General features: G+C 66.8%; 12 protein-coding genes and 1 tRNA gene. 2 read left to right on the top strand and 11 right to left on the bottom strand.

The features are described 5' to 3' along the window. Nucleotides 1-66: 66 nt before the first annotated feature. Nucleotides 67-162, top strand: a tRNA-Sec gene (locus IEY58_RS04040). Nucleotides 163-195: 33 nt separating this feature from the next. Here the strand turns inward: IEY58_RS04040 and selD are convergent. The 6 genes from selD to IEY58_RS04010 form a co-directional block, all read right to left on the bottom strand. Continuing rightward, the gene (gene selD, locus IEY58_RS04035) at nucleotides 196-1,242 is read right to left on the bottom strand and encodes a selenide, water dikinase SelD (protein WP_189042782.1); all 1,047 of its coding nucleotides are present in this window, start codon (nucleotides 1,240-1,242) and stop codon (nucleotides 196-198) included. A gap of 29 nt (nucleotides 1,243-1,271) precedes the next feature. Continuing rightward, nucleotides 1,272-2,201 carry a formate dehydrogenase accessory protein FdhE gene (fdhE, locus tag IEY58_RS04030; protein WP_189042780.1) on the bottom strand — a complete coding sequence of 310 codons (930 nt, stop codon included), beginning with the start codon at nucleotides 2,199-2,201 and terminating at the stop codon, nucleotides 1,272-1,274. Next, nucleotides 2,198-2,881, bottom strand: a complete 684-nt coding sequence (locus tag IEY58_RS04025) for a formate dehydrogenase subunit gamma (RefSeq protein WP_189042778.1) — start codon at nucleotides 2,879-2,881, stop codon at nucleotides 2,198-2,200. The genes fdhE and IEY58_RS04025 overlap by 4 nt, the downstream gene beginning before the upstream one ends. Continuing rightward, the gene (gene fdxH / locus IEY58_RS04020) at nucleotides 2,878-3,792 is read right to left on the bottom strand and encodes a formate dehydrogenase subunit beta (RefSeq protein WP_407648378.1); all 915 of its coding nucleotides are present in this window, start codon (nucleotides 3,790-3,792) and stop codon (nucleotides 2,878-2,880) included. The genes IEY58_RS04025 and fdxH overlap by 4 nt, the downstream gene beginning before the upstream one ends. Before the next feature lie 21 nt (nucleotides 3,793-3,813). Then, nucleotides 3,814-6,885 carry a formate dehydrogenase-N subunit alpha gene (fdnG, locus tag IEY58_RS04015; protein WP_189042776.1) on the bottom strand — a complete coding sequence of 1,024 codons (3,072 nt, stop codon included), beginning with the start codon at nucleotides 6,883-6,885 and terminating at the stop codon, nucleotides 3,814-3,816. 111 nt (nucleotides 6,886-6,996) lie between these two features. Continuing rightward, nucleotides 6,997-7,236 (bottom strand): hypothetical protein, encoded by a 240-nt coding sequence (locus tag IEY58_RS04010; protein ID WP_189042774.1) that lies wholly within the window; start codon nucleotides 7,234-7,236, stop codon nucleotides 6,997-6,999. A gap of 18 nt (nucleotides 7,237-7,254) precedes the next feature. On the opposite strand from IEY58_RS04010, the gene IEY58_RS04005 reads away from it, so the two are divergent. Then, the gene (locus IEY58_RS04005; protein WP_189042772.1) at nucleotides 7,255-7,818 is read left to right on the top strand and encodes a helix-turn-helix domain-containing protein; all 564 of its coding nucleotides are present in this window, start codon (nucleotides 7,255-7,257) and stop codon (nucleotides 7,816-7,818) included. A gap of 20 nt (nucleotides 7,819-7,838) precedes the next feature. Here the strand turns inward: IEY58_RS04005 and IEY58_RS04000 are convergent, their stop codons facing one another. The 5 genes from IEY58_RS04000 to IEY58_RS34570 form a co-directional block, all read right to left on the bottom strand. Continuing rightward, nucleotides 7,839-8,363 carry a cytochrome family protein gene (locus IEY58_RS04000; protein ID WP_189042771.1) on the bottom strand — a complete coding sequence of 175 codons (525 nt, stop codon included), beginning with the start codon at nucleotides 8,361-8,363 and terminating at the stop codon, nucleotides 7,839-7,841. Further along, nucleotides 8,360-9,844 (bottom strand): efflux transporter outer membrane subunit, encoded by a 1,485-nt coding sequence (locus IEY58_RS03995; protein ID WP_189042769.1) that lies wholly within the window; start codon nucleotides 9,842-9,844, stop codon nucleotides 8,360-8,362. The genes IEY58_RS04000 and IEY58_RS03995 overlap by 4 nt, the downstream gene beginning before the upstream one ends. A 3-nt stretch (nucleotides 9,845-9,847) precedes the next feature. Beyond that, on the bottom strand, nucleotides 9,848-11,038 hold the full coding sequence (locus IEY58_RS03990) for an efflux RND transporter periplasmic adaptor subunit (RefSeq protein ID WP_189042767.1): 1,191 nt from the start codon (nucleotides 11,036-11,038) through the stop codon (nucleotides 9,848-9,850). Next, the gene (locus IEY58_RS03985; protein ID WP_189042765.1) at nucleotides 11,035-14,202 is read right to left on the bottom strand and encodes an efflux RND transporter permease subunit; all 3,168 of its coding nucleotides are present in this window, start codon (nucleotides 14,200-14,202) and stop codon (nucleotides 11,035-11,037) included. The genes IEY58_RS03990 and IEY58_RS03985 overlap by 4 nt, the downstream gene beginning before the upstream one ends. A gap of 90 nt (nucleotides 14,203-14,292) precedes the next feature. Beyond that, a complete protein-coding gene (locus IEY58_RS34570) occupies nucleotides 14,293-14,427 on the bottom strand; it encodes a hypothetical protein (RefSeq protein WP_268237549.1) in 135 nt (44 codons plus the stop codon). Nucleotides 14,428-14,770: the final 343 nt, after the last annotated feature.

Genomic DNA, 14,770 nt, shown 5'->3' with positions numbered 1-14,770 from the left:
CGCCGGCCGAACCGGCACCGGCTGGACTTGTTCGGCGCGCCCGTGCTTTCGTCCGACAGTTTCTTTGGAGGAGATTCGTCCCTGGTGGGGCGTTCGGACTTCAAATCCGAGTGGGGCAGCGAGCCTGTCCCAGGTGGGTTCGACTCCCACTCTCTTCCGCCACCTTCCTCCCGCGGCGTGGCCTGATGAATGCCGTCAGCCGATGCGGACCGCCGGCTCGCCTGCGGTGGCCGCGCCGATGATCCGGACGCGCGGATAGCCCGCGGCCTCGATCTCGGCTGCGAGCGAGGCTGCGCGTGCCGCGGCACAGGCGACGAGCAGGCCGCCCGAGGTCTGCGGATCGGTCAAGAGCGTGCGCCGCCAGGGGGCCAAGTCCGGCGGCAGGACCACCCCGTCGCCGTAGCTCGCCCAGTTGCGCTGAGAGGCACCGGTGGCATAGCCCGTCTCGGCCAGAGTCTCGGCCTCCTGGAGGAACGGGATCTGCCGGTAGTCGATGTCGAGCCGGACGCCGCTGCCGCGCGCCATCTCGAGCCCGTGGCCGAGCAGGCCGAAGCCGGTCACGTCGGTCATGCCGTGCACGTCTTCGTCTAGCGCCAGCCTAGCGCCGATCCAGTTCAGGAGCGTGGTGGACGCAATCATCTCGGCATAGGCGGCATCGCTGAGCGCCTGCTTCTTGAAGGCCGCGGAATAGATGCCGACGCCGATGCCCTTGGTCAGGATCAGCGCATCGCCGGGCCTGGCACCGGAATTGCGCCTTATGTCGCCGGGCCGGGCGAGCCCGATCACGGCCAGGCCGTAGATCGGCTCCGGCGCGTCGATCGAATGGCCGCCGGCGACCGGAATGCCGGCCTCGGCACAGACCGACGCACCGCCTGCGAGGATCTCGCGCACCGCCTCGACCGGCAGCTTGCCGAGCGGCATGCCCAGGATGGCGAGCGCCATGATCGGCTTGCCACCCATGGCATAGACGTCCGATATGGCGTTCGCGGCGGCGATCCGGCCGAAATCCCGCGGGTCGTCGACCATGGGCATGAAGAAGTCGGTAGTAGCGATAACGCAATGCTGGTCGTCGATCTGCCAGACCGCGGCGTCGTCGCCCGTCTCCGTGCCGACGAGCAGCTGCGCATAGGGAGCCATCCGCGGCTGTTCTGCCAACAGCTGCTGCAGCACCGACGGTGCCAGCTTGCAGCCGCAGCCGCCGCCATGCGCGAGTTCGGTCAGGCGAGGAAGGGGAAGCGACATAAGAGGACCTTCAACGAGGAGCGCCCGGCTTATCCGACGAGCAGCAGGGGATTGGGCGCATGGCGCAGCCAGCCGGCCTCGGCGACGAGCACGTCCAAGCCCAGGCTCGCGAGATCGTCGGCGACCGCGTCGACCTGCGTGTCTTGCGCCTGGTACAGCATCTTGGCGTAGCTATGGCACTCGTCGCAGGTCTCGGCCTTGACGGCGCCGCTGTCGCCGTCGATGCCGCGCTGGGCGAGCGAGCGCGACTGGCCGCAGGTGATGCAGACCGCGCGCGCATGGTTCCAGGCCGTGGCGCAGAGCGAGCAGTGGAGATAGCGCGCGCCGGGCGTCGCACCCGAGGCGGTCACGATGCCGGCGACCGGCGTCGAGCCGCAGCACGGGCAGAGCCCACGCTCCGGCAACAGGCGCAGGGCCTCGACGGGCAGGTCCGCGGCGAGCCGGGAGAAATAGACCTGCAGCGCCGCCGCGACATAGAGCGCGGCGCCGACGTCGGCCGGCGCCACGCCACCGGTGAGGAAATCATCGGCGAGCGCCTCGAGCGCCGCGGCATCGCGGTCGCGCAGGTTCGCGATGACGTCGCGCACCGGCGCCGGGACGGCGCTCGCGTCGAAGCCGTCGAGGAGGAAGCGGAGCGTCAGGCGCCAGGCGGGGTCTCGCCGGTGGCCGTCGGCGGCGAGCGGCGGCATGCGTGCCTCGACCGCCTGCCGCACCGCCTCTGGCGCGGGACCCGCGACGGGCCCGAGGGCCGTGGCGGCGCCATGCTGCGCCCGCGCCAAGAGGGCCATGAAGCCGAGCCATTCCGCCATCGGATGCCCCGCTGACAGGGCCTCGAGCCTGGCGGCGGTACGCAGGAAGCGTCGGGCGGGATCGGGCAGGATCACCGCCTCTGGCGCCGAGACGCCGCCCGTCGGGTTGCCGATCCAGGAGCCCTTGGGTGCTACCTCGCCCTGTCTCACCGCCCCTCCCTCGTGGTGCGTGGTGTCGTGATGCGCGGCGTCGGACCAGGCGATCCGGTCTCGGCCAGGCTGCGGAACCATTTGCGATGATGCCGCCAGGCCCAGCCGGGCGTCACGTAGCCCTGGGTCATCGCGCGCATCGAGCCCTTGACCCAGAGTGCGGCATAGACATGGATGATCCAGACGATGATCGCGCCAATCGCGGCGAGGCTGTGGATCAAGAGCGCCACGCGCTGCACCTCGATCGAGGTGTAGGGGAAGAAATAATATTCCCAGATCACGAGACCGGTGAAGAACAGCACCGGCACCAGCAGCGCCATGGACCAGAAGACGAATTTCTGGCCGGCGTTGAAGCGCGCCACCTCGGGCACGCCCTCCTCCTCGTTCACGAGCACCTTGTTGAGGGCCAGCGTCCAGTCGAGGTCGGCACGGTTCGGCAGGTTCTCGCGCCAGAACTGCACGATGAGGCCGGCGTAACTCAGGAACAGCAAGACGCCGATCCACGGATGGATCGCGCGCGTCCATTGCCCGCCGCCGAACAGGGCCGACAGGAAGAACAGCATCGGGTGGAACATCGACAGGCCCGACAGCAGCAGCAGCACGAAGCAGCCGCCGGTGATCCAGTGATTGATCCGCGTCGTGGTCGTGTGGCGGATCATGGTGCCCTTGGGGTAGCTCATGACCTGCGCTCCTTACCCTCGAGCAGATGCCGCGCCTCGGCCTCGTCCTCCGGCTGCACCTCGTTCGGCCCGGCGACGATCCAGTGGAAGAACCCGGCCACCGCCGTGAGCGCCACGCCGGCAAGCGCCAGCGGCTTGATCGCCCCCTTCCAGAAGCCGACGAAGTCGCTGATCTTCGGCTCGTCCGGCAGCCCGGCATAGAGCGACGGCTTGTCGGCATGGTGCAGGACATACATCACGTGCGTGCCGCCGACGCCCGGCGGATCGTAGAGCCCGGCATGCTCGAAGCCGCGCGACTTCAGATCCTCGACCCGCTCGCCGGCCCAGACCTGCATGTCCGTCTTGGCGCCGAACATGATGGCGCCGGTCGGGCACGCCTTGACGCAGGCCGGCTCGAGGCCGACGCCGACACGGTCCGAGCAGAGCGTGCACTTATAGGACTTGTGGTCGACGGGGCTGATGCGCGGGATATCGAACGGGCAGCCTTTGACGCAATAGCCGCAGCCGATGCAGTTCTCGCTGATGAAGTCGACGATGCCGTTGGCGTATTGCACGATGGCGCCCGGCGCCGGGCATGCCTTGAGGCAGCCCGGGTCCTCGCAATGCATGCAGCCGTCCTTGCGGATCAGCCACTCGAGATTGCCCTGCTCGTTCTCGTACTCGGTGAAGCGCATGAGCGTCCACGCACTCGGCCCGAGGTCGGCCGGGTTATCGTAGGCACCCTCGAAGTGCCCGACCTCGGGCCTGAGGTCGTTCCATTCCATGCAGGCCGACTGGCACGCCTTGCAGCCGATGCAGCGGCTGACGTCGATCAGCTTCGCCACCTCCTGCTCATGGTGGCGCACCGACGGCGGTGTCAGCGTCGTCGCCGAGCGTCGGATGTAATCCTGGGACTGCAGATCTGCCATCATTGGCTCCTTCAGGCCGCGGGATCAGGCCACCGGGGCGCTTGTCTTTTCGATATTGACCAGGAACGCCTTGAACTCCGGCGTCTGGGTATTGGCGTCGCCGACCGAGGGCGTCAGCGTATTGGCGCCGTAGCCCTTGCGCGCCTGGCCGGTGAAGCCCCAATGCAGCGGCACGCCGATCACGTGGGTCGGCTTGCCGTCGACCATCAGCGGCTTGATGCGCTTCGTCACATAGGCCTTGCACACGATCGCGCCGCGCTTGGAGAAGACGCGCACCCAGCCGCCCTGCTCGATGCCCTTCTCCTTGGCCAGCGCCTCGCCAACCTCGACGAATTCCTCCGGCTGCAGCACGGCATTGATGAGCGCGTGCTTGGTCCAATAGTGGAAATGCTCGGTGAGGCGATAGGTCGTCGCCACATAGGGGAACTCCGCCGCCGTGCCGAAGTTGGCCCGGTCATGGTCGAACACGCGCGCCGCCGGGTTCGACTTGACCTTCGGGTGCAGGAGGTTGGTCGCCGGCGACTCGAACGGCTCGTAATGTTCCGGGAACGGGCCTTCCGCCATCGTGCTGCGCGCGAACAGGCGCGCCGTGCCCTCCGCGTTCATGATGAAGGGTCCAACCGCGTCGGACGGCTTCGTCGTCGGCCCATAGTCCGGCACATCGATGCCGACCCAGCGGCTGCCGTCCCATTCGATGATGGGCTTCGCCGGGTTCCAGGCCTTGCCCGAGAGGTCGGCACTGGCGCGGTTGTAGAGGATGCGCCGGTTGGCGGGCCACGCCCAGGCCCAGTTGGGCGCGATGCCCTGCTCGCGCGGGTCGCTCGCATCCCGGCGCGCCATCTGGTTGCCCTTCTCGGTAAAGCTGCCCGAGAAGATCCAGCAGCCGGACGCGGTCGTGCCGTCGTCCTTGAGCTGGGCGAAGCCGTCCAGGAGCTGGCCGGCCTTGAGCGCCACCGCCCCCGTCGCGTCCTTGAGGTCGACGAGCGTCCGGCCGTTCATATCCTTCGCCAGCTCCTCCGGGTCCGGATCGACCGGGTCGGTATAGTGCCAGGTCAGGTTCAAGATCGGGTCGGGGAAGGCGCCGCCGTCCTTGCGGTACATGTCGCGCATCCGGTGGAAGATGCCGGCCATGATCCAGATGTCGCTCTGCGCCTCGCCCGGCGGCTCGGCCGCCTTCCAATGCCATTGCAGCCAGCGCGCCGAATTGACGAGCGAGCCGTTCTCCTCGGCGAAGCAGGTCGTCGGCAGCTGGAACACCTCGGTCCCGATGCTCGCCGGATCGGACGGATTCTGCGGGCCGTGATCCTCCCAGAAGCGCGACGTCTCGGTGTCGAGCGGATCCATGACGATCAGATACTTGAGCTTGCCCAGGGCCTTGCGGATCTTGCCCCGGTCCGGGAACGCCTGCATCGGGTTGAAGCCCTGGCAGATGTAGCCGTTCATCTGGCCGTTGTTCATCATCTCGAACGCGCGGATGATGTCGTAATTGTCGACGTCGAGCTTGGGCAGCCAGTCGTAGGCCCAGTCGTTCTCGGCCTTGGCGGCGTCGCCATAGACCGCCTTCTGGAAGCTGACGAAGAACTTGCGATAGTTCTGCCAGTAGCTCGTCTGGCCGGGCCGGAGCGGCTTGAACAGCCGCGACTGCATGTACTGCTCGAAGCTCAGTTCCTTGTCCTGCGGCAGGGTCATGTAGCCGGGCATCGAATTCGACAGCAGGCCCACGTCGGTCAGGCCCTGGATGTTGGAATGACCGCGCAGCGCGTTCATGCCGCCGCCGGCCACGCCGATGTTGCCCAGGAGCAGCTGGACCATCGCCATGGTGCGGATGTTCTGGGCGCCGATCGAATGCTGCGTCCAGCCGAGCGCGAACAGGCTGGTGAGCGCCTTGTCCGGGGCCGCCGTCCCGGCAAACAGGGCACAGATCTCGAGATACTTGTCCTGCGGCGTGCCGCAGATGCGCGACACCATCTCGGGCGTATAGCGCTCGACATGCTGCTTCAGGAGGTTGATGACGCAGCGCGGATGCTGCCAGCTGTCGTCGATCTTGGCGAAGCCCTGCTCGTCGAGCTCGTAGTCCCAGCTCGACTTGTCGTAGCTGTGGCTGTCCTCCTTGTAGCCGGTGAAGAGCCCGTCCTCGAAGCCGAAGCCGTCCTTCACGATCAGGCCGGCATTGGTATAGGCGCGCACGTACGCGTGCTGGATCTGGTCCTTTTCCAGAAGATAGCGGATGACGCCGCTCAGGAATGCGATGTCGGTTCCCGGGCGGATCGGCGCGTAGACGTCGGCGACCGAGGCCGTGCGCGTGAAGCGCGGGTCGACCACGACCAGCTTGGCCTTGTTCTCGATCTTCGCCTCGATGACCCACTTGAAGCCGCACGGGTGCGCCTCGGCGGCATTGCCGCCCATCACCAGCACCACGTTGGCATTCTTGATGTCCTGCCAGGTGTTGGTCATTGCACCGCGACCGAATGTTGGAGCCAGACTGGCCACCGTCGGTCCGTGTCAGACACGCGCCTGGTTATCGAAGACGACCATCCCGAAGGAACGGGCGACCTTCCAGGTGAGATAGGCGGTCTCGCTGGACGCGGCCGAGGCCGCCAGCATGCCCGTGCTGGTCCAGCGGTTGACCGTGGTGCCGGCCGCATTCTTCGCGACGAAATTGGCGTCGCGGTCCTGCTTCATGAGCGTGGCGATGCGGTCGAGCGCGAAATCCCACGAGACGCGCTTGAATTCCTTGGCGCCGGGGGCGCGGTACTGCGGATATTTGAGGCGCGTCGGCGCATGCACGATGTCGAGCAGCGCCGAGCCCTTGGGGCAGAGCGTGCCGCGGTTGACCGGATGGTCCGGGTCGCCCTCGATATGGATGATGTTGGAGCGCGCGTTCTTGGCCTTGTCGCCCATGCTGTAGATCAGGATGCCGCAGGCGACCGAGCAATAGGTACAGGTGTTCCGGGTCTCGGTCGCGGCCGTCAGCTTGAAGGGGCGGACCGAGGCCGCGAGCGCCTCGCCGGCCGAACCGAACCCAAGGACACCCAGGCTTGAGGCCGCCAAGCCGGCGCCGGTGAGCTTGATGAAACCGCGGCGGCTCAGTTCCATTTCAATGAACTCCTCTGCGAAGCCGAGCGGATATCCGGGGCGACGGACCGTTCCCACGATCGAGAACATCTATCGCGCCTTATGATCGGGATAATTTATCACGCCTGGCGATCAAGGGTTTTCCAAAAACTTCGATATCTTGCGATGAAGCAGCACCGGCGAACGGATATGCCGGATGGGCATGTCGTTGTGCCGAGCCTGCATTGGAGACTTCAGCCGGATCAGGCCAGCTTGTGTCTCGAAGTCGGGAGGAAACAGGCTTCGAGGAGACAGGCAATGTCCTGCGAGAAGATAGATTTCGTGACCTCGCAAATTGCCGCGAGCCCTGCCCTCCGGCCAGGTGCTGCCCATGGTCCCGCGATCGTCAGGATGCGGCGTCAGCATAATGGGGCGTTCAGCCTGCAGATTTCCGATCTCCGGGTCGATCAGGACCCCGAATTGCTGAGAATCCTGCCGGCCAACGTCACGGTCCGGGCCGAGACGCGGGACGGTGCCGGCCTGTCGCTCGAGATCCAGTTTCTGGCGCAGCCTGGCCAAGATGCCGAGGCGCCGGATCGCCGGACCCCGCCCGGCCTGCCGAAATGGCGGCTGAAACGGGCGTTCGACCATATCGAGGCGAATTTGGCGGAGCCGATCAGCCTGCCGGACCTGGCCGAAGTAGCCGGCCTGTCGCCGACCTATTTTTCCACCCAGTTCCGGGCGACGACCGGCCTTCGGCCGCACGAATACATCCTGCGCCGCCGCATCCATCACGCCCAGCGCATGCTGCTCGACCCGCGCACGAGCGTTATCGAGATCGCGCTTAGCGTCGGCTTCCAGACCCATGCGCATTTCACGACCGTGTTCAAGCGGTTCGTCGGCGAGACGCCGTACCGCTGGCGCCAGCGCAATCTGGAAGCGCCTGAGCCCGCAGTGCGTTTGGGCGCCGCCTGAGGCGGCGCCCAAACGCCTCCTCACGAGTGCGGCTCGGCGAATTCCTGGTCCGGGAAGACGTCCCGATCGGGCACCTTGACCACAGCCATGGCATGGTCGGTCGACTGGTGGCAGGCGTTGCAGCCGTCGGTCAGCGCGCCGTAGGCCTGGGCAAAGCGGGCCTGATCCTTGGCCTTGATCGCCGCGTCGAGATCGGCGAACGGCTGCGACGTGAAGGCGTCGATCAGGTCGGTCATCTTCGACCCCTTGTAGTCGGGAATCGCCGTCGCCATGCGGGCGAAGGCGCCCTGCAGGTTATGGCGCTCGTAATCCGCCAGCACCCAGTTCTGCGCCTGGCCGGCCAGCCAGAGCTTGATGTGCCGCGGCTGGATGATCGCGTTCATGAGGTCGCTCGTGACCGGCCGATAGACGGGCGGCGTCGCGTCAGCCGAGGTTACATTGGGTGGGGCTGCATGAGCACGCTGCGTCGTCAGATAGCCGAAGGACGACGCGAGCACGAGGCTCAGCACCGACGCGAGACCGAATCCGACTGATAATTTCGTCACTTTTCACTCCCTTGCGCGGCAGGGCCGCTCTCCAAGACATTGGCGGCGAGCTTCGTCGCGGCCGCTTCGGACGGCAGGTCCGTCGTGTCCCAGCCGCCGCCGAGCGCGCGGATGAGGCCAACGTCGGCCGTGAGCCGCCGTGTGCGGAAATCGAGGGCGGCCTGCTGTGCCTGCAGCAGGGCGGTCTGCGCGGTTACGACCTCGAGATAGCTCGACGCGCCCTCGTGATAGAGGCTGAGCGCCACGTCGAGCGCATGCTGGGCCGCGGTGACGCCGGCCTCTTCATGCTGGGACGCCTCGCCCAGCCCATGGAGTTCAGCCAGATTGTCCTCGACCTCCTGGAAGGCGGCGAGCACGGTCGCGCGGTAATTCCCGCTCGCCTCGCGGAACCGGGCGTAGGCCGCGGATTCCTCGGCTTCGAGCCGGCCGCCGGTGAAGAGCGGCAGGCTGACGTCGGGGCCGACCGACCAGAAGCTGTTCGGCAGGCTCAAGAGATTGAGGCCGCTGCTCTGGAAGCCGGCGAGCAGGTTCAGCGACAGTGACGGGTAGAAAGCGGCACGCGCGACGCCGATCTCGCTGTTGGCGGCGGCGACCGTGCGCTCGGCCGCGGCGATGTCCGGCCGGCGCTCGAGCAGGGTCGACGGCACGCTCGCCGGCACGTCCGGCAGGGTGAAGGGCCGGACCTCGCTCGGGATCGAGAAGCCGCCGGCCGGCTGGCCGACCAGGCTCGCGATCGCATGCTCCATGAGCGCGCGCCGCGCGGTCACATCGGAGAGCTGCGCCTTCGCCGTCTCGAGCTGAGTCTCGGCGCGCGAGACGTCGAGGCTGGACGCGATCTTGCCCTGGAACAGCGTGCGGGTCAGGTCGAGCGCCTTCTGGTAGGCGTCGGCCGTGTCCGTCAGCAGCCTGGCGTTGGCATCGAGGCCGCGCAGCGTGAAATAGTCGGTGGCGAGCTCCGCCTCGAGGCTCAGGCGCATGGACGCGAGATCGGCCGCACTCGCCTGCGCGAGCGCCGTGCCGGACGCGGCCTCATTGTGGAGCTTGCCCCAGAGGTCGATCTCGTAGCCGGCCGTCACCGCCGCCTGGTTGGCGCCGTAGAAGTTCGGCTGGCTCGAGCCGCGCAAGGGCCGCGTCTTCGATTGCCGATTGGCCGTGAGGCTGGCGCCGAGGCCGACCTGCGGGTCGAGCCCGGCCTCGGCTTCGGCCGCAAGCGCGCGCGCCTGGTCGTAGCGGGCGACCGTCGCAGCCAGATCCGGGTTCGCCGTGTCGATCTCCGGCTCGAGCCGGTCGAGCGTCGGGTCCGTGAAGCGCTGCCACCACGCCCCGCGCGGCCGGTCGTCGGACGGTGCTGCCGGTTGCCAGGGCCCGGTCTCCTTGTAGGTGGCCGGCACAGCGACAAGCGGCGGGTGATAGTCGGGAGCGAGGTTGCAGGCGCTCAACGTCGCCGCCAGGCCCAGAACACCGATCAGCCGGGAGGACATCGCCTAGTCCGCCTTCGCCGGAGCAGCGCCCGCGACCTGATCGGCGGCCGGCGCCTGCACCCGCACCGCATCGCCGGCCTGGAGCGTCTCGGCGGGGCTGTCGATTACCCGGTCGGTGGGCTTGAGGCCGGCCGTGACCTCGACCGTGTCGCCGAAATCCCGGCCGAGCTTGATCGGCGTCATCGCGACCTTGTCGTCCGGGCCGACCACGGCGACCTCGACGCCCTTGTCGACCGGGACGAGCGCCGTCGCCGGCAGACGCACGACATGGGGGTCGCCCGGCACCTGGAACTGCACCTCGCAATAGGTGCCGGCGGCGAGCCGGCCGTCGGGATTGTCCGCCTGGAGTTCGACCAGCATGCTGCGCGAGCCGCTGTCGACGGCGTTCGACGTCGTGACCAGCGTCGCGTCATAAGGCTGCCCGGGATTTTCCGGCAGGACGAACTTAGCCTTGAGCCCCGGATGCAGCTCAGCGGTGAAGGCCTGCGGCACCTGGACGTAGATCCGGACCTTGTGCAGGTCGGCGATCTCGAACAGCTCCTGGCCCGCACCGCTGCCGGCGTTGATGAGCGCGCCGATGTCGGTCTTGCGCGCGGTCACCACGCCGTCGAACGGCGCCACGACATTCTTGAACGCTTCGAGCGCCTCGAGGCGGCGGACATTGGCGCGCGCCGCCTCGGCCACGGCCTTCTTCGCCGCCGCGTCGCCCGCCTTCTCGTCGACTGCCTGCTGCGCCACCGCCTGCGAGGCGACGAGCGCCCGCCAGCGCTTCGCCGTGAGATCGGCGAGTGCCGCATTGGCCTCGGCACTCGCCAGGTCTGCCTTGGCCTGGTCGAGCTGCTGGTCGAGATCCGGCGTGTCGATCGACGCGAGCTGCTGCCCGGTCGTGACATGGGCGCCGATATCCTCGTTCCAGCTCTTCAGATAGCCGCTGACGCGGGCATAGATGGCGGCCCGGTTGTAGGGCTGGATCGTGCCCGGCAGCGACAGGGTCCTGAAGGCGGCGTTCTGTTCGATCTTGGCGAGCGCCACCGTCTGGACGGCCTGGTCGTTCGTCCAGGTATCGAGCGCGCTCCTCGTCCGCGCGCGCTCGATCAGGCCGCGCGCGAGGATGGCGCCGGCGACCACGAGCGCCGCCGCGCCGAACGCGAGCAGCCGGCGGGCGCTGGGAAGCTTGACGGGGACCTCGGTCATGAGTGGTTCCGATCGGAGGACATGGAGGGTTCGGCCGCGGACCGGCGGTCGCGGGCGTGGACGACGCTGAACAGGACCGGGACGAAGACGAGCGTGGCTGAGCTCGCGAACAGCAGGCCGCCGATCACCGCCCGGCCGAGCGGTGCGTTCTGGCCCGGCTCGATCGCCATGGGCAGCATGCCGATGATCATGGCGAGCGCCGTCATGAGCACCGGCCGGAAGCGCGTGCTGCCCGCCTCGAACGCGGCCGTGACGGCATCGGCGCCGGCCGCGAGCCGCTCGCGTGCGAAGCTGATGACGAGCACACTGTTCGCGGTCGCGACCCCCATGCACATGATGGCACCGGTCAGCGCCGGCACGGAGAGCGTCGTCCCGGTCGCGAACAGCATCCAGGCGATGCCCGCAAGCGCGCTCGGCAGCGCCAGCACGATGACGAACGGGTCGAGCCAGGATTGGAAATTGACGACGATCAGCAGGTAGATGAGCACGATCGCGAAGGCGAGGCCGGTGAAGAGCTGCTGGTATGCGCTCGTCATGGTCGCGACCTGACCGCGCAGCACGAGATCGGCGCCGCGCGGCAGGTCGTGGGCGGTCTGCTGCATGATCTGGCGGATGTCGGCCGCGACCGCACCCAGGTCGCGCCCCTGGGTCGTGGCATAGATGTCGATCGTGGTGCGCACATTATAGTGCGAGACGACCGCATCGCTGGGCGAACGCTTGATGGTGGCGAGGCCGCCCAGCAGTTGCGAACCCGTCCCGGTGCCCGCAGTCACCGGGATCGCCTCGAGCCCGCTCATGGTGCCGATGTCGCGCGGCGGCGTCTGGATCGAGACCGGATAGGAGACGCCGGTCTTGCGGTTGAGCCAGAAGGTCGGGTCCGTCTGCGAGCTGCCCGAGAGCGTGTCGAGCATGGTCGTGGCCGCATCGCGCTCGTTCAGGCCCACCAAACTACCCAGCGACCGGTTGAAATTGACGTCGAGCGTCGGCTGGCTGAACGCCTGCTGGATCCGCGCGTCGGCGATGCCCGGCACGTGGCGGATCCGTTCCAGAAGTTCGTTCGCGTATTTGCGGCTGGCCGCGACGTCGTTGCCGACGAGCTGCAGATCGATCGGCGCGGGCGCGCCGAAATTCAGGACCTGGCTCACGATATCGGCCGGCAGGAAAGCGAAGGAATTGCCCGGGAACAAGCGCGGCAGCCGCGTGCGCAAGGTCTTGACGTAACCGTCCGTCGGCGCGTGGCCGGGCTTGAGGCTGACCAGGATGTCGGCATCCTCGACGCCGATCGTGCCCGAATTGTTGTAGGCGGTGTTGATGCCGCTCGCGGTGATGCCGGCATTGACGACGACGCCGTCGATCTCGCTCTTGGGAATGATCTTCTCGATCTCGGCGCTCACCGCATCGCAGAGCTTGGTCGTCTCCTCGATGCGCGTGCCGGTCGGTGCGCGCACATGCAGCTTGATCTGGCCGCCGTCGACGTTCGGGAAGAAATCCTCGCCCAGCGTCGGCACGAGCGCCAGCGAAAGCAGGCTCACGCCCAGCACGCCGCCGATGAGCTTCAGCGGATGCCCGAGCGCCAGCTGCAGGACGCCCTGATAGCCGACGCGGATCCGCTCGAAGCGACGCTCGAACGCCTGCTGGAACCGGACGAGCGGATTGCGGCCGGGGCCTACTGCATGATGGGCCTGATGGCGCAGCAGATGGTGCGCCATGGTCGGCACCAGCGTGTAGGTGAGCGCATAGGACGCCATCAGCGCGAAGACGACCGCCTCGGCCAGCGGGCGGAACAGATAGCCCGCGACGCCGCCGAGCCCGAACATCGGCAGGAAGGCGATGCAGATGCAGCCGAGCGACACGGTCGCCGGGATCATGATCTCGTGCGCGCCGGAGAGGATCGCCGGCTCGATCTCGTCGCCCGCCTCCATATGGCGGTTGATGTTCTCGATCGTCACGGTCGCGTCATCGACCAGGATGCCGACGGCAAGCGCCAGGCCGCCCAGGGTCATGACGTTGATCGTCTCGCCCAGCAGCGAAAGCGCCGTGAGCGCCGTCAGGATGGCGAGCGGGATCGAGACGGTGATGATGAGCGTCGAGCGCCAGCTGCCGAGGAACAGGAGGATCATCAGGGCGGTGAGCGCGCCCGCGATCAGACCCTCGCGCACCACGCTGGTGACGGCACTCGTCACATAGAAGGACTGGTCGCCGACCGCGGTCAGATGGAGGCTCGCGGGCAGGCTTTCCGCCACATGAGGCAGCAGCGCCTTGATGCCGGAGATGATGTCGAGGGTCGAGGCCGAGCCCGACTTGACGACACCCAGGAGTACCGCACTCTTGCCGTCGACATGGACGACGCTGGTCTGCGGCGGGCTGCCGTCATGCACATAGGCGACGTCGCGCATATAGACGACCGTGCCGTTGACGGTCTTGATCGGCAGGTCGTTGAACGCCTCGATCTCGCTCGGCGAATCGTTCAAGTTCACCGTGTATTCGAGCTTGCCGACCTTCTGGGTCCCGACCGGCGTGATCAGGTTCTGCAGCGAGAGCGCGTTCACCACGTCGTTCGCGGAAATGCCGTAGCTGTGCAGCGCTTGCTGGTTGAGGTCAGCCTGCACCTGGCGCACCTTGCCGCCATAAGGCAGCGGGATCGCCGCTCCCGGCACCGAGGTCAATTGCGGGCGGATGAAGCTCGTGCCGTAGTCGTAGAGCTTGGTCTCCGACAGCGTGTCGCTGGAGAGCGCCAGCTGCAGCACCGGCACGCTCGATGCGTTGAAGCTCAGGATGAGCGGCGGCGTGATGCCGGCCGGCATCTGCTTCAGCACGGTCTGCGACATGGCGGTGACCTGGGCCAAGGCCGCGTTGATGTTCACCGTCGGCTGGAAAAAGATCTTGATGACGCCGTAGTTCGGGATCGACTGGGACTCGATGTGCTCGATGTCGTTGACGCTGCCGGTGAGCGCACGCTCGTAGAAGGCGACGACCCGTCCCGCCATGTCGTCCGGCGGCAGGCCGGTGTAGGAAAAGACGACGCTGATCACCGGGATATTGATGTTCGGGAAGATATCGGTCGGCGTGCGCAGCGCCGAGACCGTGCCGAAAATCAAGATCAGCACCGCCATCACGACGAAGGTATACGGCCGGCTGAGCGCTATCTTGACGATGCCGGTCATGGCGACTCCGGGATCATGGGAACGAAAGACAGAAGGACCCGGGAGAGCATGGCGCCAGCCGGCGCCGTGCTCTCGACGGGTCCGACGGCATTACTTGACGCTGGGATTGTCCTCGTGCTGCGCGGCCGCGGTCTGGAGCGGATGCACGTCACTGCAGGCGGCAAGCGCGGTCATGGCCAGCGCCGCACAGATCAGCAACGCGAAACGATGGGGAATCGCTTTCATTCTTCGGCACTCCTCAATATTGATGCGGATCGTTCGAAACATTTCCGCATCAATTGAGTAGGGTCGAAATCAAATTCCTACAATGTTCACAATTTTAAAATCGGATTTATAGTTTCACAACAAGCAATCAGGACAATAACTCTCTAAAAAATATTTTAATATTATAGCCTTTCAGCAGAGAAGCTGCGAAGACGGAGCCACATGCTGCAGCATGTGGCCCACCGGATCGGCTTGATAGGATCCTCCTATCGCAGGATCTGATCTAACGATTGGACTTGGCCGATACGGCTAACCACGTTCCGCCACCGCCCGACCGCCTGGCGGTCAAAAGCTTACGGACCCG

The sequence above is a fragment of the Aliidongia dinghuensis genome (assembly GCF_014643535.1).
Classification (GTDB): domain Bacteria; phylum Pseudomonadota; class Alphaproteobacteria; order ATCC43930; family CGMCC-115725; genus Aliidongia; species Aliidongia dinghuensis.
This window is presented reverse-complemented; position numbering and strand designations above follow the sequence as displayed.